We start from the raw sequence: 21,119 nt of genomic DNA on the forward strand, positions 1-21,119 counted from the left end.
CGCGGTGTCGCGGTCCGGCTCGCCGGTCTCCCGGTGGTGGCGCGGCCGGCCCGCTCGCGTTGGGCTCGCCGGTCTCCCGGTGGTGGCGCGGCGGCGGCCCGCGCGCGTCGGGCTCGCCGGTCTCCCGGTGGTGGCGCGACGGCGGCCCGCGCGCGTCGGGCCGGGACGCGGCGCCGGGCCGGTCACTCCGGCGTGCGGCGCAGCACGGTGACCGCGAAGCTGGCCTCGTCGTGCCAGGGCCGCAGATCCCAGGTGGCGAAGCGGTGTTCCGTCCGCAGCCCGCCGGTGGCCGCGACGTCGGCGTCGAAGTGGTCCAGCCGGTAGCCCCGGTCGGTGCCGAAGCCCACCACCAGCAGCCCGTCCGGGCGCAGGTGGGCGGCGATGCGGGCGAGCACCCGCTGCTCCGTGCCGGGGGCGACGAAGGCCATCACGTTGCCCGCGCAGACCGCCGCGTCGAACGGTTCGGCCTCCCCGGCGGCGGGCAGGTCCAGCTCGGCCAGGTCGCCGACCAGCCAGGTCGGGCCGGGATGGTCGGCGCGGGCCGCCTCGACCAGCTTCGGGTCGGCGTCCACCCCGACGACGGTGTGCCCGCGTGCGGCGAGCGCGGCGCCGACCCGACCGGTGCCCGCGCCGGCGTCGAGGATCCGGGAGCGCGGCGGCACCATGGCGTCGATCAGGCGGGCCTCGCCGGCCAGGTCCACGCCCTCGGCGGCGAGCCGGCGGAACCGGTCGATGTACCACTGGGAGTGCTCGGGGTCGGTCTCGGTCATCCAGCGGGTGGGGTTGGCCATGAGTGCACGGTAGCGGGTGTAAGGAGGGGCCCCTTGTTAACAGACGTCTGTTAACAAGGGGCCCCTCCTTACACCTCAGCCCTTCTCGGCGCCGCTGGTGAGGCCCTCGGTGAGCAGCCGCTCGCTGGCGAAGAAGAGGATCACGATGGGCAGCGTCAGGATCACCGACCCGGCCATCAGCACCGTCTTGGGCACCTCGACGCCGTCGGAGAGCAGCGACAGGCCGAGCGACACCGTCCACCGGTTCGGCTTGTCGACCAGGAACAGCAGGGCGAAGAAGAACTCGTTCCAGGCGATCATGAAGTCGTAGAGGGCGACCGCCATGATCGACGGGGCGGCGAGCGGGAGGCTGACCCGGCGGATGATGCCGAGCCGGCCGGCCCCGTCGATGGCCGCCGACTCCTCCAGGCTGATCGGGATCGTCTCGAAGTAGTTCTTCAGCATGTAGACCGAGACCGGCAGGGTCTGCGAGATGTAGACCAGCACCAGCCCGATCAGCGAGCCGCGCAGCCCGGCCCGGGTGAAGACCACGAACAGCGGGATCGCGATGACGATCGACGGGAACAGGTAGACCGCCAGGAACAGGAAGTTGACCTGCCGGCGGCCGAAGAACCGCAGCCGGGACACCGCGTACGCGCCGGGGATCGACACCAGCAGGGTGAGCAGGGTCGCGGAGACCGCGACGATCCCGCTGTTGCGCAGGAAGGTGAGGAAGCCCTGGCCGCCGTCGTCGACGGCCTTCAACACCTCGGTGTACGTGGCGACGGTCAGCTCGCCCAGCGGCACCAGCAGCGCGCCGGGGTCGAGCAGCAGCCGCTCGATGGGGCGTACCGACAGCACCAGCATGTAGTAGAACGGCAGCGCGGTGACCAGCAGGAAGGCGGCGATGACCAGCCGCCGCAGCCAGCGCAGGGTCACCGTCTCGATCCGGTCGCGGTCCATCACGTCTCCTTCCGTCCGGTGAAGAACCGCAGGTAGATCGCGACGAAGACGATCAGCACCACGGCCAGCACGACCGCCTGCGCCGCCGCCGCGCCGATGTCGGTACGCGCGGTGAGGAACTGGTAGACCCGGACGCTGACCACCTCGGTGCCGGCCGCACCGCCGGTGAGCAGGTAGACGTCGTCGAACTTGTTGAAGGTCATGATGAACCGCAGCAGCGCCAGCAGCGCGATCACCGGCAGCAGTTGCGGGAACAGGATGTGCCGGAACCGCTGGGTCGGGGTGGCCCCGTCCACCCGGGCCGCCTCCTCCAGGTCACCCGGCACCGCCTGGAGCCGGGCCAGCAGGAACAGGAAGGCGAACGGGAAGTACCGCCACGCCTCGAAGCCGATCACCGTCCAGAGCGCGGTGGACTCCTGGGACAGGAACGGGATCGGGGTGTCCCAGCCGAGGAACCGCTGCCCCCAGTTGTTCACCAGGCCCAGTTGCGGGTCGAGCAGCACCTGCCAGACGAACGCGACGGCCACCACCGGCGCCACGTAGGGCAGCAGCATCGACGCCCGGACCAGGGTGCGCCCCTTGAACGGCCGGCGCACCACCAGTGCCGCCACCAGGCCGATCACGATCGAGCCGAAGGTGGCCCCGACGGCGTAGACGAGGGTGGTCCAGAGGGTGTCGGCGAAGCCGGGCGTGTTGAGCACCCGGGTGAAGTTGTCCAGGGTGAACTCCCCGAACAGCCCGGTCTTGCGCAGTGTGGCCAGGCGTACCCGCTGGAAGGCCAGGACCAGGGTCCAGACGATCGGGATGCCGATCACCGCGAGCACGACGAGCAGGGTCGGCGCGACCAGGGCGAGCCCGGCGCGGGACTCGCGGCGGCGCAGGGTGAGCGGCCGGCGACCGTGCGGCGGTCGTTCCCGGGTGGGGGAGCGACCGGCCTCCGGCGCGGTGGTCGTCAATTGACACCGGCCTTGATCGCCTCGACGTCCTTCTTGGCCCGGCCGGCGGCCGCGGCGGCGTCGGACTTGCCGCCCACCACGTCGGCGAGGGCCTTGGGTACGGGCAGCTCACCGAGGATCGCGCCGACCAGCTTGCCCTGCCCCTGCGGCAGGCCCCAGCGGGTGAAGGTGTCCGGGCTGCGGCCCAGCGTGTCCAGCACCTGGTCGCCGTAGACCTCGGACAGCGGCTTCTTGGTGTCCACCCCGGCCTGGCTGGTGCGCCAGGCGGTGCGGAACTTCTCCTTGTCCTCGGCGGTGCCGTTGCGGACCGGGAAACGGCCCTCGGGGGACATCCCGAACCAGCGCGGGTAGCCGTCGGAGAGCATGTACTCCACGAAGGACTTGGCCGGGTCGCTGGCCGCGCCGTCGAGCACCGCCCACGAGCTGATCTCGCCGTACTGGGCCGGCTCGGTGCCGTTGGGCCCCTTGATCGCGGTGACGAAGCCGCTGTTCTTGGCCAGGAAGGTCGGGTCGGCCGCGCACTGCGGGCAGGTGGGCTTGGCGTCGTTACGCAGCCCGGCCAGCTCGTCGAGGATGAACGGCGACCAGACCACCATGGCCGCCTTGCCGGCGAAGTAGGTGGCCCGGGTGGTGTCCACGTCCTGCGCGCCCTTGACCGAGTGGTTGCGCATCAGGTCGCCGTAGAACCGGAACGCCTCGACGCACTCGGGCGAATCCAGCTTCACGTCGCCGGAATCGTCGGTCAGTTGACAGTTGTTCGCCAGTGCCAGGTGCTCGAAGGTCTGCTGGGTGAACACGTCGCCCGGGGCGGTGGCCGCGGTGATGCCGGCGACGCCGCCGGTGTTCAGCTTGGTCGCGGCGTCGGTGATCTTTTCGTACGTGTCGGGGGCCGGCAGGCCGGCCTTGTCGAACAGGTCCTTGCGGTAGACGAGCAGCTGACCCCACCCGTCACTGGGGACGGAGAGCTGCTTGCCGCCGTCGGAGGTGAGCTCCAGGGCGCGCGGGGAGAAGGTGTCCTTGCCCAGCTTGTCGACGATCTGACCGTTGGCGTCCGGGTGCAGCAGCTCGTTGCCGGCCAGCGTGCGGATGCCGGCCAGCGACACCGAGCCCACCACGTCGGGCAGCTCGCCGGCCGCGGCGCTGGAGGCGATCAGCGACGGGAACTGGTCCTCGTTGACCGGGACCAGGTTGACCTTCACCCCGGTTTTCGCCGTGTAGTCCGCGATGATCGCCTTGGTGGCGTTGACCCGGTCGGCCACGTCCTCCAGGCTCCACACGGTTATCTGGGAGTTGTCGCTTTTCGGCTGGTCGTCGCCGCAGGCGAGCAGACCTGCACCGGCCAGTGCCATGATCAGGGTGGAGGCGACGATCCGCGTCGGAGGGGATGACATCGGTGGCACTCCTCTCGAAGGGTACATGAGGGATTCAACGTCTTGTACTGATCAATTACAAGACATATAACTATTTTTGTCATTTGCTTTACCCCGGCGCTTCCGGGATGTGACTCATGGTCAATTGGGTTGTCTCTCTCGCCGGGCCCCGACAGATCAGTCTGGAGCCCTGCCCGTCGGATCCGCTCGGCCCCGGCCAGGTACGGGTACGCACCCGCTACTCCGGCATCTCGGCCGGCACCGAACTCACCCTCTACCGGGGCAGCAACCCCCGGCTCAGCAAGGACTGGGACGACGTCACCCGGATGTTCGTCCCCCGCCAGACCCCCGTGCCGTACCCGCTGGTGGGCTTCGGTTACGAGGAGGTCGGCGAGGTCGCCGAGGTGGCCTCGGACGTCTCCGACCGCCATCCCGGCCAGCTCGTCTGGGGCATCTGGGGACACCGGGCCGAGGCCGTCCTGCCCGCCGGCGCGGTCACCCCGCTGCCACCCGGGCTGGACCCGCTCGCCGCCGTCTTCGCCCGCCCCGGCGCCATCGCGCTCACCGCCGTGCTCGCCGGCGACCTGCACCTCGGCGACTGGGTCGGCGTGTTCGGGCAGGGCGTGATCGGGCTGCTCGCCAGCCGGCTCGCCGTGCTCTCCGGCGCGCGGGTGGTCGCCGTCGATCGGATCCCCGCCCGGCTCGCCATGGCCGCCCGCTACGGCGCCCGGCTCACCGTCGACGCGGGCGTCGAGTCCGCCGCCACCATCCTGCACAAGGCCACCGACGGCCGCGGCGCCGACGTCTGCCTGGAGCTGTCCGGGGCGTACCCGGCGCTGCACGAGGCGATCCGCGCCACCACCCACGCCGGCCGCGTCGTGGCCGCCGGCTTCTACCAGGGCCAGGCCGACGGACTCGGCCTCGGCGAGGAGTTCCACCACAACCGCATCCAACTGGTGGCCGCCCAGGTCTCCGGGCCCACGCCGGCACCGAGCATGGCCGGCCGGTGGACCGGCGGCCGCGTCGCGCAGACCTTCATGGACCTGGTGGCCGAGGGCGCCGTCGACCCGCTGCCGCTGGTCAGCCACGTGGTCGAGGCGAACGCGGTGGCCGACGCGCTGGCCCTGCTCGACCACGGCGAAAGCGCCGCCCTCCAAGTCGTGCTGAGGTTCCCATGACCATTCCACTCGCCTGCCAGGAACAACTGCTGCCCGGCACCGACCTGATCCAGAAGTACGCCCTCGCCACCTCCCTCGGCTACGACGGCCTGGAACTGCGCGGTCGCGCCGACCTCGCGCTCGCCCGCCGGCTGCCCGAACTACGCCGCGCCCGGGCCGCCGGGGTGGCCATGCCGACGGTCTGCGTCGAGATGGACCACTTCATCGGCGACTTCGACCCGGCCCGCTCCCGGGACGCGGTCCGCAACCTGCGCTCCCAACTGTCGGTGATCGCCGAGCTGGGCGGCGTCGGCGCGATGACCCCGGCGTCCTGGGGGATGTTCTCCCGCCGGCTGCCGCCGTTCGAGCCGCCCCGCTCGGCCGCCGGGGACCGGCAGGTGCTCGTCGACGCCTTGGGCGAGCTGGGCGAACACGCCCGCGCCGAGGGGGTCACCCTCTTTCTCGAACCGCTCAACCGGTACGAGGACCACATGGTGAACCGGCTGGAGGACGCGGTGGCGCTGTGCGCCGCGGTCGGGCTGCCCTCGGTGCGGGTGGTCGCCGACACCTTCCACATGAACATCGAGGAGGACGACGTGCACCGGGCGCTGCGCGCCGCCGCGCCGTACCTGGGGCACGTGCAGGTCAGCGACTCCAACCGCTACCAGCCCGGCGCCGGGCACCTCGACTGGCCGGCGCTGGTGCGTACCCTGCTGGAGCTGGACTACCGCGGCTGGCTGGCGCTGGAGTGCCGGCTGCGCGGCGACCCGGTCCGCGCCCTGCACCAGGCCGCCACCGTGCTCCGGCACGCCCAGCCCCGAGCGGCGGCGGCGTGACCGCCGGGCCGGACGCCGCGGCCGGCGTCGCGCGGCCGGCGGGCGGGCCGGGAAACGGCCACCGGGGCGGCCCGGCCGACCCGGCCGAGCTGAGCCGCCTCGCCCTGGCCACCCTCGACGGCAACTGGGAACACGACCACACGGTGCCCTCGCGCACCCTCTACCCGCACCAGTGGAGCTGGGACTCGGCGTTCATCGCGATCGGGCTGGCCCACGTCCGCCCCGACCGGGCCTGGCAGGAACTGGGTACCCTCTTCGCCGCCCAGTGGGCCGACGGGCGGGTGCCGCACATCGTGTTCAACCCCCGGCTGCGGGTCGGCGCGTACTTTCCCGGGCCGGAGTTCTGGGACTCGGCCGCCGCCGACGGCGCGCCGGCCGCGGCCACCTCCGGGATCGTGCAGCCACCGGTGCACGCCCTCGCGGCCTGGCTGGTGCACCGACGCGGGCCCTCCGCGGCGTCCCGGGCGGCGCTCGCCGAGCTCTACCCGGGGCTGGTGGCCCAGCAGCGCTACCTGGCACAACGGCGGGACGTCGCCGGGGGCGGGCTGGCCTGCGTGGTGCACCCGTGGGAGTCCGGCCTGGACAACAGCCCCGCCTGGGACGCGCCGATGGCGGCGGTGCCCGCCGAGGCCGAGACGATGCGGGCGTACCGTCGGCACGACACCGCGCACGCCGACGCCGCGCACCGCCCCACCGACCTGGACTACGCGCGCTACCTGGCGATGGTGCAGTCCTACCGGGCCGGCCGCTACCGCGACGACGACCTGGCCGACCGGCACCCGTTCCTGGTGGAGTGCCCGCTGTTCAACGCGGCCCGGGGGGCCGCCGAGCACGCCCTGGCGAGCATCGCGACCGTCGTCGGCGCCGACCCGGAACCGCACCGCGAGCGCGCCGCGCGGATCACCGCCGCCCTGGTGGAGCGGCTGTTCGACCCGGCCACCGGCACGTTCCGGCCCCGCGACGTGCGCACCGGCCGGCTGGTCCCGGCGCGAACCGTGCTCGGCCTCACCCCGCTGATGCTGCCCGACCTGCCCGCGCCGCAGGTGGCGGCGGTGCTGGCCGAGGCGTGCTCGGCGCGGTTCGGGCTGGCCGGCCGGATGGACCGGCCGCTGCCCAGCCACGACCGCACCGCCGCCGACTTCGACCCGCTGCGCTACTGGCGGGGGCCGAGCTGGATGAACATCAACTGGCTGGTGTGGCGGGGGCTACGGGCGCACGGCCGGCCGGAGCTGGCCGCCGGGCTGCGCCGGTCGATGATCGACCTGGTGGCGGGGGCCGGCTGCCACGAGTACTTCCACCCGGACACCGGCGCCGGCCTGGGGTCGCCGGCGTTCAGCTGGACCGCCGCCCTCCTCCTCGACGCGCTCGCTGAGGTGTAAGGAGGGGCCCCTTATTAACAGACGTCTGTTAATAAGGGGCCCCTCCTTACACCTCAGGCGATGCCGGCGGGGGTGGCGCCGCCGGCGCGCAGCGCGGACATCGGGGCGTCGTCGACGGCGTACCCGAGTGCGTCGACCACCTGGACCACGCCGCTGACCTGTGCGGTCAGCCGCAGCGCGAGGCGCACCGTGGACCACCGGTCGAGCTGGCCGGTCAGTGTCACCACGCCGTCGTGCACCTCGACGTCCACCACCCCGTCGGGCACGGCGAGGACCCGGTGCAGCACCTCCCGCACCACGTCAGTACGGATGTCGGCGTCCGGGCGCAGGTGCACCGCGAGCAGGTCGCCGCGGGTGACGATGCCGGTCAACCGGCCCAGGTCGTCCACCACCGGGAGCCGCTTGACCCGCCGGGCGGTCATCAGCCGGGCCGCCTCGACCAGCGTGGCGTCCGGCCCGACGGTGATCGCCGGGGCGGTCATCAGGTCGGCGGCCGCCGTCGCGCCGGCCTTGGTCCGGGCCGCCCGCTGCCGCCGGCCGGTGAACACCCGCCGTTCGTGCGGCTGCCCGAGCAGCTCCACCTTGTGCAGCAGGTCCGCCTCGGAGACCACCCCGAGCACCCGCCGGGCCTCGTCGACCACCGGCACCGCGGTGACCCGCCGGCCGGTCAGCACGTCCACGATCTCCCGGTAGGCGGTGTGCTCCCGTACCGCCGCGACATCCGTCGTCATCACGTCCCGAACCTGCCACGTACGCATGGCGACCTCCTCGTTTCCCACCTCCGAAGCTAGGTGGGCGGGCGGTCGCCGGGCAGGGGCGCACGGACCGGGCGGCCGGGCCGGAGGTCCCGCGCGGCCCGCACGCGTCGCACCGCTGGGGCAGGATGGGCGCGCGGGCAGGGGGCCCGCCGATGGGGAGGCCGCGATGACCGTCACCGCCGACGACCTCGACACCGCGCTGGGCTGGTTGGTCACCACCCTGACCCCGGCCGTCGACCGGGACTGGGCCGCGCCCGCCGAGTCCCCGGGACGGGACTGCTGGCACGTCGCCGAGCACGTCGGCGACACCCTGCTGTCCTACGCCACGCAGCTGGTGGCCCGCCCCGACGGCCGCTACGTGCGCTTCCTGGCCGGTGCCGACGCCGACGCGACACCGGCAGAGGTGCTGGAGTTCGCCGAGGCGTCCGGGCGGGTCCTGGCCGCGGTCGTGCGCACCGTCCCGGCGCGCCAGCGGGCATACCATCCGAGCGGCTGGGCCGACCCGGAGGGTTTCGCCGCGATGGCCTGCGCGGAGGTGCTGCTGCACGGCGACGACATCGCCCGCGCCCTGGGCCACCCGGCGGACCCGCCCGCCCCGCTCTGCGCCCGGGTGACCGCCCGGCTCTTTCCCGACGCGGCGGGCGCGGTGACCGGCGTGGACCCCTGGTCGGGTCTGCGTTGGTGCACCGGCCGCACGGAGCTGCCCGGCCGGCCGCGCCGGGAGACCTGGCAGTGGCGCGGCGCGCCGATCGGCGGCTGACCGCGCGGCATCACGCCCACGGCCTGCGGGTCGCGGCTGCGAGCGCGACCGGGCGCGGTGACGGTCACCGGCCCGGCCCGGCCGGCGCACGCCAGGCCGTCAGGCCGGCGGGTCGACGGCGTCGGCGTCCGGCACGTCCTCCGGCTCGGCCGCCCACGCCGAGAAGACCGGCAGGCCGTGCCACGGGCCGGGACCGTCCGGGCGGTCGTCGGTGGCCACCGCCACGACGGCGTACGGGTGGCCGAAGCGCAACTCGGCGGTGCGGGCGACCCCCTCGGGTGGCAGGGACACCGTCCCCATCATCGCGGTCACCGCGGCGGCCTCGAAGCCGTACCGGGAGTAGCGGGCCGCCGCCGCCTGCCGGGCGGCCACCTGGGGCGCCGGAGCGTCCAGCAGCGCGCCCAACGCCCGGGTGGCGGTGCCGAAGCCGAGCCCGTCGACGGTCAGGTCGTGGTTGTCCGTGGCGGACCAGCAGGGCAGCACCGCCTCGTGGCGCTCCTCCCGCCCGCCCGCCGCCCGGGTGCGTACCGGTTCCTCCCGCAGGGTCCACAGCGGGGAGTCGCCGAGCGGCAGGTCGAACAGCGACCGCGCCCCGGCCGGCCCGGCGCTCGTCGCCGCCCCGGCGCTCAGCTCGTACGCGGTGGCGAGCACCTCCGGCGGGGCGACCTCCGGCGCGGCGGCGACCGACACCACGGTCAGGCCGGCGGTCCCCGCTGTGCGGGCCGGCGCGGCGTGCACCACGACGTCGCCGATCCGTCCGGTGCTGACGATCCAGCCCCGGTGGCCGTGCCCGGGGGAGCGCAGCACCCGGCTGAGCCGCCGTGCCCATCGGCTGCCCGGGCCGAGCGCGCCGGCCGGGGTGACCTGGAACGGCTGCGCCCAGGAGACCCGGGTGGCCAGCGCGTCGGCCAGCACGAACAGGGTGGCCGGCTCGAGGCGCAGCGGGAAGCGGTCCACCAGGCCCAGGCTGTGCTCGCGGGCCCAGGCGTCCAGCTCCGGCTGCTCCGGCAGCGTCCCGGTGGCCGTCGCCCGGGGCAGCGTGGCCCGCCAGTCCCGCCAGCCGTCGGTGTCGGAACCGGGGCGGTGCCAGACGGCGGTCGCCGAGGCGACCAGCGGGTGCGGGTCGGCCAGCAGGGCAGTGGCCAGCCGGGCGGCGGTCGGTACGTCGACGCCGAGCAGTCCGGCCAGCTCGTCCCGGTCGGCGCCGGTGGCCGCCGGGGCGCTGAGCGCGAGCAGCAGCCAGGCGCCGAGCGGGGAGGCGACGTGGTGCCGGTCGCCGACGGCGGCGTGCAACCGGTGGGCGTAGCCGGCCAGGGCGGCGTGCGGGGTCGTGGTCATCCGTCCACTCTGCGCCCTCGACGGCCGGTCGGCACGTCCCGTCAGGAGGCCAGTTCGAAGGGTTCGTCGATCTCGTCACCGGCCAGGAAGCCGTCGAGCAGCGCCGGCAGCCGTCCCGGATAGAACCGGGCCGGGGAGGTCAGGATCTCCCCGATCGGCCACCAGCGGAAGCCGAAGTAGTCCTCCAGCTCGTAGTCGAGGCGTTCGGCGCCGTCCACGTCCGGGCCGGGGCCGTCGAGGCGTACGGTCAGCACGACCTCGTCCTGGAGGTGCCGGAACTGTCGGTGGATGAAGCTGGCCTGCCGCCGCCAGGCCGGCGGCCCGAGCTGGTCGGCGGTGGCCTGGATGCCGGTCTCCTCGCGCAGTTCGCGCAGGGCCGTGTCGACGTACGTCTCGCCGGGGTCCATCCCGCCGCCGGGCAGCTCCCACCAGGTGCCCAGCCGTGGGTGGTCGGGGTCGTGGGTGTGGAACAGCAGCACCCGCTGGTCGGCGTCGAGCACCACCAGCCGCACCGCCCGCCGCCGGACGACGGGCAGGTCGTCGGGGAGTTCGATGTCGTCTCCGGGTGCGGGCCCGGACCCGGCGGGCTCGGACGGGTGGTCGCGTGCGATCCGTCCCGGCTGACTCATCCGGCACCGCCTTCCCGACATCGGAGGCCGACCGGGACAGTCAAGCACAGCGGGAGAGCCCCGGGGCGCTACGCTGCCCGCCGTGGCGAACCTGTTGAAGAACGTGGCGGCGCGGCTCGGTCGGATGAGCGGGGGAGGTACGTCGCCCACCGGCGGCGGCCAGGTGGTGCCGGCGCAGGCGGCGCGACGCCGGCAGGTCACCGCGCTGCAACGCCGGGAGCTGACGTACGCCCCGGAGCTGGACGGCCGGGCCGATCCGGGGGAGATCGTCTGGACCTGGGTGAACTATGAGGACGACCCGCGGCAGGGCAAGGACCGGCCGGTGCTGGTGGTCGGCCGGCAGAGCCGGACCCTGTTCGGGCTGATGCTGTCCAGCCAGAGCGATCGGGACGGTCAGCGGCACTGGCTGGCGCTCGGGCCGGGGGAGTGGGACCGGGACAACCGGCCGAGCTGGGTACGGCTGGACCGGGTGCTCACCATGCGCGAGGACGGCATCCGCCGGGAGGGCGCGGTGCTGGACCGGGCCCGGTTCGACCGGGTGGGCCGGGCGCTGCGCGACGGGTACGGCTGGCGCTGACCGCCCGAGCGCTGGCCTCCTCCGGGCTGGCCGCCTCGGGGATGGCCGGCCTGGCGCGGCGCAGCCCTGCCGGCCCGGCGTGGTGCGGTCCTGGCCGGCTTCGTCGCGGGTGCGGTGCAGCCCTGCCGGCCTGGCGCGGTGCAGTCCTGGCCGGCTCGGTCAGCGCTCGGCCAGGTGTGCGCTGTCCACCAGTTGTGGGCGGGTGCCGCCGGAGGTGACGCTCTTCGCCCGGTACATCGCCTCGTCGGCGCGGCAGAGCGCCTCGGCGAGCTGCGTCGGGCCGGTGACCGGGGCGAGCCCGACCGAGGCGGTCACCCGCAGGCTCACCGCGCCGAGGTGGATCGGGGCGGCCAGCGAGTCGCAGAGCCGCCGGGTGGCGTGGTCGATCCACCGGCGGTCGACGGTCGGCGTGGTCAGCAGGCCGGCGAACTCGTCGCCGCCGAGTCGGGCGACCAGGTCGTTGCCGGCGAAGGCGGACAGCCGCTGCGCCACGCTGATCAGCACCTGGTCGCCGGCGGCGTGCCCGTAGCGGTCGTTGACCTGCTTGAAGTCGTCGAGGTCGAGGACGACGGCGATCAGCGGTTTGCCGGCCGAGTCGGTGAGCAGGGTCGCGGCGAGCCGGTGGAAGGCCCGCCGGTTGGGCAGGCCGGTCAGCGGGTCGTGACTGGCGGCGTGCCGCTCGGCGGCCAGCTCGGCCTGCAGGTGCTCGATCTCGGCCTCGGCCCGTACGGCCCGGTTGCGCAGTTGCCAGGCGGAGATCAGCGCGCCGGCTGCCGAGATCCCGGACGCGACGGTCAACGGATCCGGCACGCGCCCTCCCATCACACCCGTGCGACCGTCGGCCGGCGGCGCGAGCACGCCCGCACCAGGCCGTGTTTTCCCTGCGTATGGCCAGGTGGGCGGTGACCCAAAGTGAACGGATGGGTACCGGTCCCGTGCGTTATCATGCTCGCTGTCCAATGCAGATGCAATAGCAGATGCACGTGCATCTGCGTCCATAATCGACGGCTCCTCGCCACACCCGCCCCTCCCCGCGGCATCGGCAGGCTCTTTCACCCCAAGGACGGCCATGCAGCCTCACAACGGCGTTCCTGTTCCGCTACTGCCGACGCTCACCTGGCAGAAGAGTCGGCGGAGCAACCCGAGCGGCAACTGCGTCGAACTGGCCGAACTGCCCGGCGGCGCCGGCATCGCCATGCGCAACTCGCGCCACCCCGAGGGGCCGGCGCTGATCTACACGGTGGACGAGATCGCCGCCTTCGTGCTCGGCGCGCGGGACGGCGACTTCGATCACCTGATCAACTGAGTCGTACCGGCCGCGGGCATACCGTCCCGGCGACGGGACCGGATCGGCCGTCCGGACTAGTTCACCTCACCCACGGTCCATGGCATGCTTACACGTCGGTCGGAGTGGGGCACCCGGCCGTTGGGCAAGGCATGCGGAGGTCGGCACGTGACGATGGTTCCCGCCGGGAGCGGCCCGACCACCGGTCCGACCGTGCTGCGCATGTTGCTGGGCGGCCAGTTGCGGCGGCTGCGCGAGTCGGCCGGGGTGACCCGCGAGGGCGCCGGCTGGGAGATCCGCTCCTCGGAGTCGAAGATCAGCCGGATGGAGCTGGGCCGGGTCGGTTTCAAGGAGCGTGACGTCGCCGACCTGCTCACCCTCTACGGGGTCAAGGACGCCGACGAGCGCGAGGCGCTGCTCAAGCTCGCCCGGGACGCGAACAGCCCCGGCTGGTGGCATCGGTACGGTGACGTCCTGCCCAGCTGGTTCCAGTCGTACCTCGGGCTGGAGGCGGCGGCCGCGCTGATCCGCACGTACGAGGTGCAGTTCGTGCCCGGTCTGCTGCAGACCGCCGACTACGCCCGGGCGGTGGTGCTCCTCGGCCACGCCAAGGCGGACCCGGACGAGCTCGACCGGCGGGTGGGGCTGCGCATGCAGCGGCAGGAGTTGCTGCACCGGGCCGAGCCGCCGCAGTTGTGGGCGGTGGTCGACGAGGCGGCACTGCGCCGGCCGATCGGCGGCCCCGAGGTGATGCGGGGGCAGATCACCGCGCTGATCGAGGCCACCCGCTCCCCGCACGTACGCCTCCAGGTCATCCCCTTCGACGCGGGCGGGCACGCCGCGGCCGGGGGTGCCTTCACCATCCTGCGCTTCGGCGACCAGGATCTGCCCGACATCGTCTACATCGAACAGCTGACCAGCGCCCTCTATCTGGACAAGCGCGAGGATCTCGACTTCTACGCGCTGGCCATGGAGCGGCTGTGCGTGGAGGCCGAGCCGCCGGAGCGTACCCCGGAGATCCTGCGTCGGCTGTTGGCGGAGCGCTACCCCGACTGACCTGGGGTTCCGCGCCCCGGCGACGCGACCGTGGGCGACAGCAACCGGCCCGGAGCGCCACGCCCGCCGGCCCGCCCCGATCCGCCCGGTCCCGCGCGGCCCGGCGCGGCCCGGCGCACGAACCTTCCTCACCAAAAGTAATGTTCGGCTTCCCGGGCCATGCCACACCCGGCCGCTTTGCTCTGCTGCCGTCGAGGCAACAGGCACCCCGCGTGACCGGGCGGCCGACCTGCCGGGTGGTGGCCTCCAGGCATTTCACCTGTTCAGTGCGGTGTTGCGTGGGCGGAAGCAGAGCAAAGGCGGCGGGGTGGGTGCGGCCGGGCCGGCGAGGCGGCCACGAAGAGTGACCGGGCGGACTATCACCCACAGTGAGGGTGGGCGGCCGGCGCGGCCGCCGGCCGTTCGATTCCCATTGACGCCCACCGAGGCCTCCAGTAATCTCTGGATCGATACAGAAATCTGAATCGATCCAGAGGGGGTTCGGGTGAAGCCCACGCTGCAAGCGGTGGCGGACGCGGTCGGCGTTTCCCGCAGCACCGTGTCCAACGCCTACAGCCGCCCCGACCAGCTCTCGCCCGCGCTGCGGGCGCGGATCCTGGAGGCCGCGCGACAGTTGGGCTATCCGGGGCCGAACCCCACCGCCCGGTCGTTGCGCCGTGGCTACGTCGGCGCGATCGGGGTGCTGTTCACCTCGCAACTGTCCTACGCCTTCACCGACCCGTTCGCCGTGCGCTTCCTCGCCGGGGTGAGCCGGGCCGCCGAGCGGCACGACACCAGCCTGCTGCTGATCCCGGTGCCCACCGATCTGAACCATGCCCGGCAGTCGGTCGAGAACGCCGCCGTCGACGGCTTCTGCGTCTACTGCGCCGGGGACGAGTCCTGGGCGCTGGACGCGATCGGACGCCGTGGTCTGCCGTACGTCACCACGGCGATGTCCGAGTCCGACCCGGCGCAGCGGTACGTCGCGATCGACGAGCGGGTGGCGGCGCGTTCCGTTGCCGACCACGTGGCCGGCCTGGGTCACCGGCGGGTGGCCTTCCTCGGCGACACCATCGTGCCCGGCGCGCCGACCGGACCGCTGCGGCTGGCCGGCGTCGACGACGTCGGACACCCGACCACCCGAGGTCGGCTCGCCGGATTCCACGACGCCTTCGCGGCGGTCGGGGTCGAGTGGTCGGCCATCACCGTACTCAACGCCGCCGGCAACAGCCGGGACGCCGGCGCCGAGGCGGTCCGCTCCCTGCTCGCCGGGGAGAACCCACCCACCGCGGTGCTGGCCTGCTCGGACGTGTTGGCGCTCGGGGTGCTCGACGCGCTCGCCGCCCGCGACCCGGCGACCGCCGCCCGGCACCCGGTGTCGGTGACCGGCTTCGACGACATCGCCGAGGCCGCCACCGCCGGCCTCACCACCGTGCGGCAGCCGGGCGAGGAGAAGGGTCGCCTCGCCGCCGAGCTGCTGCTGGAACCGCCCGAGGACCCCGCCGCCGGGCAGGTCCTGCTCGACACCGAACTGATCGTCCGCACCTCCGTCCGCACCGCACCGAGGAGTTGATCATGGAATACTCGACCGGATTCTCCCTTGCCGTCGACGCCGTCAACCGCCACGTCAACTCGGCCCGTCCGGACGCACCGGTCCGGCCCGAGCCGACGCCGCGGGCGCGACTGGCCCCCGCCCGGCACCGCACGGCGGCCGCCCTGCACCGGCTGGCCGACGCGATCCAGCCGCGCCCCGTGCCGGCACCGCCCTGCGCCGGCTGAGCAGCCCACCGGCGAGGCCGCCACCGACCACCAACCGGGCCGGGAGCCCACCGCGGTTGGTGGTCGGTGGCGACCGGAAGGCACACTGGGACACCATGTCGCCGTTCACCCCCGCACTCCGGCTGCACGATCGGTACGTCCTGCGGGCGCGCATCGGCCTCGGCGGGATGTCCGAGGTCTGGCGCGCCGACGACGAGGTGTTGCACCGGCCGGTCGCGGTCAAGGCCCTCGCCACCGAGCTGACCGCGGATCCGCACCTGCGGGCCACCATCCAGCGCGAGGCCCGGGCCGCCGCACGGTTGACCCACCCGCACGTCACCCAGGTGTACGACTACGGCGAGGCGACCCTGGACGGCGGGACCGTCGTGCCGTACCTGGTGATGGAACTGGTCGACGGCGACACCCTGGCCGACCGCCTCGCCGCCGGCCCGCTCGCCTGGCCGGCGGCGGTCCGGATGGCCGGCCAGGTCGCCGGTGCGCTGGCCGCCGCGCACCGGATCGGCGTCGTGCACCGCGACATCAAGCCCGGCAACGTCATGCTCACCGAGACCGGCGCCAAGGTTCTCGACTTCGGCATCGCCGCGGTCGCCGGGCCGCGGCGGGCCGGGCAGACCGGCGAGATGATGATGGGCACCCCGGCCTACTTCGCGCCGGAGCGGCTCGCCGCCGGTCCGCCCCACCCGGGCAGCGACGTGTACGCCCTCGGCGCCCTGCTCTACCGGACCCTCACCGGCGAGCCGCCGTACCCGGTGCGGACCTGGGAGGACGCCCAGCAGGTGCACGCCCGGCAGGTCGGCCCGCCGCTGCTGCGGGTGCCCGGGCTGCCCGCGGAGGTGGCCACGCTGACCCTGGCCTGCCTCTCCGCCGACCCGGGCCGCCGGCCGACCGCCGCGCACCTGGCCGAGCGGTTCGGTGTGATCCGGGCCGTCGATCCGCCCACCACCGCCCTGCCCGTCGCGAACCGGGCGGCGGCGCGGCCGCCCCACCTGACCGACGGTCCGGCCGCAGTGCACCCGCCCACGCTGATCGACCGTCCGGCGGCCCCGGTCCGGCCGCCCGCACCAACCGCGCCGGCGAGCCGGGGCAACCGCCCGCTCGGTGTCCTGGTCGCCGTGGGGCTCGCCCTGCTGGTGGCCCTGGTCGGGCTGTTCGCCCGCGACACCGACCCGCCGTCGCAGGTCGCGCCGACCACCCCACCGGCCGGCGCCACCCCGGCCGGTCAGCCGTCGACCGGCGCGCCGAGCCCCACCCCGGACCGGACCACCACCTCCGCGCCACCACCGGACGTCGGGCAGGTGCCGGTCAGCCTGCGGCAGTTCGCCGCCGCGTTCGGCAGCCTGCTCGACCGGGCCGAGGCCGTCGGGGCGGTCGACCCGGACACCGCGGACGACCTCCGCGACAAGCTCGCCGACCTGGACCGGGGCAAGCCGAAGGACCGGGGCAAGCGGATCGACGAGCTGCGCAAGAAGGTCACCGAGGCAGCGGAGAAGGACGAGCTCAACGCCGGCACCGCCGACGACCTGCTGCGGCTGCTCGACGCCGCCGGCCGGCTGCGCGGCGGCCGGGGCGAGGGCTGAACGCCGGGCCGGGCTGGCGTTCCGTGCTGTTCTTCGCGCTGAGCGCGTCGGACGGTCCGGCCGGCTCGTGCGGACGGACCAGCCTCGCGGGCCACGTCGTGACCGGCCATCCGGACCCGCCGCCGGGTCGTCCGGCCGGCCCGTGCGGTCAGAGCAGCGCCACCCGGTCGCCCACCGCGACCGGCCCGGGCCGGACGACCTGCGCATAGGCGCCCAGGCAGGGCTGCGGCCCGAGCCTGGGCAGCGGCTCGATCCGGTTCAGCCGGGCCGGCGCGCGCAGCGCATCCGGCGCGCGGGGCAGCGCACCGTGGGCCAGCGTCGGTACGGCACAGCGCGGGGTCGGCGCGATCACCCGCAGGACCAGTTCAGACCCGATGCACAGCTCCCGCCCCACCCACTCGTTCTCCACGAAGCCGCCCGCACCCGCCTCGGCGACGACCAGGTTCGGCCGGTACCGGACGGCGTCCGTGACCCCGACCCGGGCCAGGCTGGCGGTGGTCACCAGGTGAACCGGGGCGAAGTCGGCGAAGCTTCCCGGCGGGGCGGCCGCCCCGAGCGGACTCTCCCGCACCGGCACGGAGGCGGCCACCCCCGCCGTCAGCACCTCGTCGGGGTCGGCCCGGTCCAGCACGGCCCCCGGCGGCACCTGGTCGATCAACGTCACCGGCTCGCCGAGCGCCGCGCTCAGCACCGCGTCCGCCGTGGCGTCGTCGGCGTCGACCCAGCGCCCGTCGGGCAGGGTGACCCGTACCGTGTCCGGAGTTCCGCCGGTCGCCCGCAGGGAGAGCAGCGCCCGCCAGCGCCGGGGGTCCTTCGCGCTGGCGATCCGGCCGGACACCCGGTGCCGCAGCGCCAGTCGCCGATCCCCGGCGACGCCGAGAACGGTCACCTCGACGGCGTCGAGGCGCTCGCCGAGCATCGACTTGACCGGATACCGCCACACCTCGGCGAGCCGCCCGACCGGCGTACCGGCCGAGCGGCCCGGAATGTCGCCGCTCACGCCAGCGCCCGCCGGGTCGGATCGTCCACGTTGGAGAGCGCCGCTGCCGGGTCCGTCATCAGGGAGCCGCGTCGCGGACCGGTGCGGTCGCCGCCCGTCGTCGGGGTGCCGCCTTGCACGGCAGGGCGCCCACCGTCGCCGCCCGTCATCGGGGTGCCGCGGCACGGACCAGGGCGGCAGCCTCCGTCAGTCGCGCCGGGCCGTGCGGGCCGGTCCGCGTCCGCAGCGTCACCGCCCGGTCCAGGGCGGTCGCCGGGCCGACCTCGGCCAGGAACGCCGCCAGCAGTGCACCGGCCGGCGCGACCAGTTTCCCGCCCGGTTCGGTGGCCACCTCGGCGAGGATCAGGGCGCTCATCGCCCGGTCCAGCGCGGGTGGTCCCTCGTCGGAGTTGCGCCAGTCGATGACCACCGGGCCGGCGGGGGTCAGCAGCACGTTCTCCGGATGCAGATCGAGGTGCAGGACGCGGACGCCCGGGTCGCTCGACCGCCGGGCCGGCAGCGCGTGCAGGCGCCGGTGCAGGTCGGCGAGGATTCGCGCCCCGGCCACGACGTCCAGCGCACCACCGAGGAACGCCGCCGCCATGGTCGGCCCGGACAACCGCTCGAGCACCAGGTCGGCGGCCCCGCCCGAGTGCACCAGCGGCACCGGGTAGCCCGCGCGGTGCAGATACGTCATCACCTCGACCTCCGGCCCGACGTCACCGCCGTGCCGGTAGCGGCGCAGCACCCGGTCCGGCCCGAGCGGATACACGTCGGCTTCCCGTCCGGACGCCAGCGGCGCCCCGCCCGGCGCGGGCCCCGAGCCGCGAGCGGAGGGGGCGACATCGGTCACCGACACACCGTATCCGCCCACCGGCGCCCCCGGGGACCCCCAACGGAACCCCCCCCACCGCTGCCACCACCCTGCCGGCGTCGGTCAAGGGGTTTGTGTCAACCGCCGGCCGGATGCTGACGCGAACCCCTTGATCACCGGCTGTGTCCGGGCGGGTGGTCGGTGAGGGTCGCGGTGACCACCTCGCCGACCGCGGTGCCCGCCCGGGCGAGGGGGGTGCCGGTGCGGGACCACACGCCGGATCGGCCGGCCGCCTCGGTGAACCCACCGCCGGTGCCCCCGGCGAAGCTCGCCACCGCGACCCAGACCCGGTGTTCGGCGACGACCCGCGCGGCCCGTTCGTCGGTCACGTGAGCGTCCGCCGCCGATTCGAGCACGCCGGCGACGTATCCGTCGATGCCCAGCGCGGCGGTCTCGGCGGCGTGCCGGGGCACCCCGGTGTCCTTGCAGATCGCCAGCCCCAGCCGCCACCCGTCCACGGACAGCACGGCCGGCGCGTCGCCGGGGCTGTATCGCTGCGGCTCCGCCCCGCCCAGAAACATCTTCCGGTACGCCACCCGCGCGCCCGCCCCGTCCACGGCCAGCATGGCGATGTGGATCCGGCCGTCCGGGCCGGCGACCGGCGCGCCGGCCACCGCCAGCGCGCCCGAGTCGGCGCAGGCGGCGACCAGCGACGCCAGCCGCCCGTCGGTCTCCGGGTCCAGGACCGGGGCGTCCGGGCCGTAGCCGGTGAGTGAGAGCTCCGGGAAGACCACCACCCGGGCCTGGGCCCGCCGGACCAGGTCGGCGTGCCGGTCGGCGTTGCCGGCCACGTCACCGGAGCGGGACAGCGGCTGGGCGACGGCGATCCGCAGCGGCGTACGCAATGGACAGACCTCCTCGTCGGTGCCCCGCAGCATAGGACGGCGCGGCGAACCGGGGCGGAGACGCCGATCGGCGTGGTCGACGGTCCGGGTACCCCGTAACGTTGTCGAATGCTCAGAGACGCGCAGTTGGTGCTCGGCCCCCGTACCGTCGCCGCGGAGCCCCCCTCCGACGGCCCGGTCGGTTTCGTGACCGGCCTGGTGGAACGGCTCGGCGGGCCCGGCGCCGGGCTCGCCGTCGCCCTGGAGAACCTTTTCCCGCCGATCCCCAGCGAGGTGATCCTGCCGCTGGCCGGGTTCGTCGCCAGCCAGGGGCGGATGAGTCTCTTCGGCGCCATCGCCTGGACCACCCTCGGCTCGGTGCTCGGCGCGGTGGCCCTGTACTACATCGGCGCCGCGCTCGGCCGGGACCGGATGCGTGCCATCGCGGCCCGGCTGCCGCTGGTGAAACTCGCCGACGTCGACCGCACCGAGGCGTGGTTCCTGCGGCACGGCCGCAAGGCGGTGTTCTTCGGCCGGATGATCCCGATCTTCCGCAGCCTGATCTCGGTGCCGGCGGGCGTCGAACGGATGCCGCTGCCGACATTCCTGCTCTACACCACGCTGGGCAGTCTGATCTGGAACAGCGTCTTCGTGCTCGCCGGCTACCTGCTCGGCGAGAACTGGCACCTCGTCGAGTCGTACGCCGGCACCTTCCAGAACATCGTCATCGTCGCGTGCGTGGCGGCCCTGAGTTGGTTCGTGGTGTCCCGGGTCCGCCGTGGCCGGCAGGTGCCCGCCGACTCCGGAGCCCCGGTGGAGTTCGCGGACGGGCCGCCGGTGACGGACCGGACATACCAGGGCACGATCTACCGCGGCGGCACCTGGACCGGCGAGCGCGGCGAGCCGGACCGCCGGAGCTGAAGCGCGGCCCGCCTCCGGCGGGTAAGGAGGGTGCCCTTGTTAACGCCTCCGGTAGAGGAGGGGCCCCTTGTTAACGCCGGCCGGAATGCGCTGCCGAACCGGCCCACGCCCGGCGCGGGATCCACCGGCGGCTCAGGGATGCCCGGGTGGGTAGGTGGACACCCACCCGCCGCGTGAGGTGGCCGGCCGCGAATGTTGGACAGTTGCCGTTCGTGACGAACAGTAACTGTCCAAGATCTCGTGCAGAAGTTCCGCGAAGGCCGAGTGGGAGACGGTGAAGGCGCGTCGGTTGCGCGCGAGGCGGATGAGACGTCCGCGGCCGGGTGAGTGATTCGGCCCGGGTTGAGGCTGC

At 74.2% G+C, this 21,119-nt stretch carries 22 protein-coding genes; 11 read left to right on the forward strand and 11 right to left on the reverse strand.

All coding sequences use genetic code 11. The features are described from left to right. Positions 1-182 precede the first annotated feature (182 nt). From K7640_RS22435 to K7640_RS22450, 4 genes are all read right to left on the reverse strand, one after another. Positions 183-791 carry a bifunctional 2-polyprenyl-6-hydroxyphenol methylase/3-demethylubiquinol 3-O-methyltransferase UbiG gene (locus K7640_RS22435; RefSeq protein ID WP_222956852.1) on the reverse strand — a complete coding sequence of 203 codons (609 nt, stop codon included), beginning with the start codon at positions 789-791 and terminating at the stop codon, positions 183-185. Between the two features lie 75 nt (positions 792-866). Continuing rightward, the gene (locus K7640_RS22440) at positions 867-1,733 is read right to left on the reverse strand and encodes a carbohydrate ABC transporter permease (protein ID WP_222956853.1); all 867 of its coding nucleotides are present in this window, start codon (positions 1,731-1,733) and stop codon (positions 867-869) included. Further along, positions 1,733-2,689, reverse strand: coding sequence for a carbohydrate ABC transporter permease (locus tag K7640_RS22445; protein ID WP_222956854.1), 957 nt, complete (start codon positions 2,687-2,689; stop codon positions 1,733-1,735). Before K7640_RS22445 ends, K7640_RS22440 begins: the two co-directional genes overlap by 1 nt. After that, positions 2,686-4,080: an ABC transporter substrate-binding protein gene (locus K7640_RS22450; RefSeq protein WP_222956855.1), complete on the reverse strand. Its 1,395-nt coding sequence runs from the start codon at positions 4,078-4,080 to the stop codon at positions 2,686-2,688. The genes K7640_RS22445 and K7640_RS22450 overlap by 4 nt, the downstream gene beginning before the upstream one ends. A gap of 116 nt (positions 4,081-4,196) precedes the next feature. Between K7640_RS22450 and K7640_RS22455 the strand changes: the two genes are divergently transcribed. The 3 genes from K7640_RS22455 (at position 4,197) to K7640_RS22465 (ending at position 7,431) form a co-directional block, all read left to right on the forward strand. Continuing rightward, positions 4,197-5,237, forward strand: coding sequence for a zinc-binding alcohol dehydrogenase (locus K7640_RS22455; protein WP_222956856.1), 1,041 nt, complete (start codon positions 4,197-4,199; stop codon positions 5,235-5,237). Beyond that, positions 5,234-6,052 carry a sugar phosphate isomerase/epimerase family protein gene (locus K7640_RS22460; RefSeq protein WP_222956857.1) on the forward strand — a complete coding sequence of 273 codons (819 nt, stop codon included), beginning with the start codon at positions 5,234-5,236 and terminating at the stop codon, positions 6,050-6,052. Before K7640_RS22455 ends, K7640_RS22460 begins: the two co-directional genes overlap by 4 nt. An 89-nt stretch (positions 6,053-6,141) precedes the next feature. After that, positions 6,142-7,431, forward strand: coding sequence for a hypothetical protein (locus tag K7640_RS22465; RefSeq protein ID WP_222956879.1), 1,290 nt, complete (start codon positions 6,142-6,144; stop codon positions 7,429-7,431). Positions 7,432-7,484: 53 nt separating this feature from the next. On the opposite strand, the gene K7640_RS22470 is transcribed toward K7640_RS22465, so the two are convergent. Next, the gene (locus K7640_RS22470; RefSeq protein ID WP_222956858.1) at positions 7,485-8,189 is read right to left on the reverse strand and encodes a CBS domain-containing protein; all 705 of its coding nucleotides are present in this window, start codon (positions 8,187-8,189) and stop codon (positions 7,485-7,487) included. Between the two features lie 166 nt (positions 8,190-8,355). Here K7640_RS22470 and K7640_RS22475 point away from each other — a divergent pair, with 166 nt between their 5' ends. After that, positions 8,356-8,949, forward strand: a complete 594-nt coding sequence (locus K7640_RS22475; protein ID WP_222956859.1) for a hypothetical protein — start codon at positions 8,356-8,358, stop codon at positions 8,947-8,949. Positions 8,950-9,048: 99 nt separating this feature from the next. On the opposite strand, the gene K7640_RS22480 is transcribed toward K7640_RS22475, so the two are convergent. Further along, positions 9,049-10,287: a hypothetical protein gene (locus K7640_RS22480; RefSeq protein ID WP_222956860.1), complete on the reverse strand. Its 1,239-nt coding sequence runs from the start codon at positions 10,285-10,287 to the stop codon at positions 9,049-9,051. 41 nt (positions 10,288-10,328) lie between these two features. Beyond that, entirely contained in the window at positions 10,329-10,916 is a 588-nt protein-coding gene (locus K7640_RS22485) for an NUDIX hydrolase (protein WP_222956861.1), read from the reverse strand. An 82-nt stretch (positions 10,917-10,998) separates the two neighbouring features. Here K7640_RS22485 and K7640_RS22490 point away from each other — a divergent pair, with 82 nt between their 5' ends. Next, a complete protein-coding gene (locus K7640_RS22490; RefSeq protein WP_308042631.1) occupies positions 10,999-11,493 on the forward strand; it encodes a type II toxin-antitoxin system PemK/MazF family toxin in 495 nt (164 codons plus the stop codon). 159 nt (positions 11,494-11,652) lie between these two features. On the opposite strand, the gene K7640_RS22495 is transcribed toward K7640_RS22490, so the two are convergent. After that, a complete protein-coding gene (locus K7640_RS22495; protein WP_222956862.1) occupies positions 11,653-12,303 on the reverse strand; it encodes a GGDEF domain-containing protein in 651 nt (216 codons plus the stop codon). Positions 12,304-12,562: 259 nt separating this feature from the next. Between K7640_RS22495 and K7640_RS22500 the strand changes: the two genes are divergently transcribed. The 5 genes from K7640_RS22500 (at position 12,563) to K7640_RS22520 (ending at position 17,169) form a co-directional block, all read left to right on the forward strand. Further along, positions 12,563-12,799 (forward strand): DUF397 domain-containing protein, encoded by a 237-nt coding sequence (locus K7640_RS22500; protein WP_222956863.1) that lies wholly within the window; start codon positions 12,563-12,565, stop codon positions 12,797-12,799. Positions 12,800-12,952: 153 nt separating this feature from the next. Further along, entirely contained in the window at positions 12,953-13,834 is an 882-nt protein-coding gene (locus K7640_RS22505) for a helix-turn-helix transcriptional regulator (RefSeq protein WP_255609769.1), read from the forward strand. A 484-nt stretch (positions 13,835-14,318) separates the two neighbouring features. After that, positions 14,319-15,386: a LacI family DNA-binding transcriptional regulator gene (locus tag K7640_RS22510; protein ID WP_222956864.1), complete on the forward strand. Its 1,068-nt coding sequence runs from the start codon at positions 14,319-14,321 to the stop codon at positions 15,384-15,386. Positions 15,387-15,388: 2 nt separating this feature from the next. Continuing rightward, entirely contained in the window at positions 15,389-15,592 is a 204-nt protein-coding gene (locus tag K7640_RS22515; protein WP_222956865.1) for a hypothetical protein, read from the forward strand. Positions 15,593-15,687: 95 nt separating this feature from the next. Next, positions 15,688-17,169, forward strand: a complete 1,482-nt coding sequence (locus K7640_RS22520) for a serine/threonine-protein kinase (RefSeq protein ID WP_222956866.1) — start codon at positions 15,688-15,690, stop codon at positions 17,167-17,169. Between the two features lie 148 nt (positions 17,170-17,317). On the opposite strand, the gene K7640_RS22525 is transcribed toward K7640_RS22520, so the two are convergent. The 3 genes from K7640_RS22525 to K7640_RS22535 form a co-directional block, all read right to left on the reverse strand. Then, a complete protein-coding gene (locus tag K7640_RS22525; protein WP_308042632.1) occupies positions 17,318-18,169 on the reverse strand; it encodes an MOSC domain-containing protein in 852 nt (283 codons plus the stop codon). 145 nt (positions 18,170-18,314) lie between these two features. Further along, the gene (locus K7640_RS30885; RefSeq protein ID WP_222956867.1) at positions 18,315-19,001 is read right to left on the reverse strand and encodes a phosphotransferase; all 687 of its coding nucleotides are present in this window, start codon (positions 18,999-19,001) and stop codon (positions 18,315-18,317) included. A gap of 134 nt (positions 19,002-19,135) precedes the next feature. Further along, entirely contained in the window at positions 19,136-19,867 is a 732-nt protein-coding gene (locus K7640_RS22535; RefSeq protein ID WP_222956868.1) for a carbon-nitrogen hydrolase family protein, read from the reverse strand. A gap of 108 nt (positions 19,868-19,975) precedes the next feature. Here K7640_RS22535 and K7640_RS22540 point away from each other — a divergent pair, with 108 nt between their 5' ends. Further along, positions 19,976-20,767, forward strand: a complete 792-nt coding sequence (locus tag K7640_RS22540; protein ID WP_222956869.1) for a DedA family protein — start codon at positions 19,976-19,978, stop codon at positions 20,765-20,767. Positions 20,768-21,119 lie beyond the last annotated feature (352 nt).

Source organism: Micromonospora sp. PLK6-60 (genome assembly GCF_019890675.1).
GTDB lineage: Bacteria > Actinomycetota > Actinomycetes > Mycobacteriales > Micromonosporaceae > Micromonospora.

What these genes read in the sequence shown, in the direction of transcription:
- K7640_RS22435 (WP_222956852.1), bottom strand. Translation starts at nt 791, where the DNA reads ATGGCCAACCCCACCCGCTGGATGACCGAGACCGACCCCGAGCACTCC.
- K7640_RS22440 (WP_222956853.1), bottom strand. Translation starts at nt 1,733, where the DNA reads ATGGACCGCGACCGGATCGAGACGGTGACCCTGCGCTGGCTGCGGCGG.
- K7640_RS22450 (WP_222956855.1), bottom strand. Translation starts at nt 4,080, where the DNA reads ATGTCATCCCCTCCGACGCGGATCGTCGCCTCCACCCTGATCATGGCA.
- K7640_RS22455 (WP_222956856.1), top strand. Translation starts at nt 4,197, where the DNA reads ATGGTCAATTGGGTTGTCTCTCTCGCCGGGCCCCGACAGATCAGTCTG.
- K7640_RS22460 (WP_222956857.1), top strand. Translation starts at nt 5,234, where the DNA reads ATGACCATTCCACTCGCCTGCCAGGAACAACTGCTGCCCGGCACCGAC.
- K7640_RS22470 (WP_222956858.1), bottom strand. Translation starts at nt 8,189, where the DNA reads ATGCGTACGTGGCAGGTTCGGGACGTGATGACGACGGATGTCGCGGCG.
- K7640_RS22475 (WP_222956859.1), top strand. Translation starts at nt 8,356, where the DNA reads ATGACCGTCACCGCCGACGACCTCGACACCGCGCTGGGCTGGTTGGTC.
- K7640_RS22480 (WP_222956860.1), bottom strand. Translation starts at nt 10,287, where the DNA reads ATGACCACGACCCCGCACGCCGCCCTGGCCGGCTACGCCCACCGGTTG.
- K7640_RS22485 (WP_222956861.1), bottom strand. Translation starts at nt 10,916, where the DNA reads ATGAGTCAGCCGGGACGGATCGCACGCGACCACCCGTCCGAGCCCGCC.
- K7640_RS22500 (WP_222956863.1), top strand. Translation starts at nt 12,563, where the DNA reads ATGCAGCCTCACAACGGCGTTCCTGTTCCGCTACTGCCGACGCTCACC.
- K7640_RS22505 (WP_255609769.1), top strand. Translation starts at nt 12,953, where the DNA reads ATGGTTCCCGCCGGGAGCGGCCCGACCACCGGTCCGACCGTGCTGCGC.
- K7640_RS22515 (WP_222956865.1), top strand. Translation starts at nt 15,389, where the DNA reads ATGGAATACTCGACCGGATTCTCCCTTGCCGTCGACGCCGTCAACCGC.
- K7640_RS22520 (WP_222956866.1), top strand. Translation starts at nt 15,688, where the DNA reads ATGTCGCCGTTCACCCCCGCACTCCGGCTGCACGATCGGTACGTCCTG.
- K7640_RS22540 (WP_222956869.1), top strand. Translation starts at nt 19,976, where the DNA reads ATGCTCAGAGACGCGCAGTTGGTGCTCGGCCCCCGTACCGTCGCCGCG.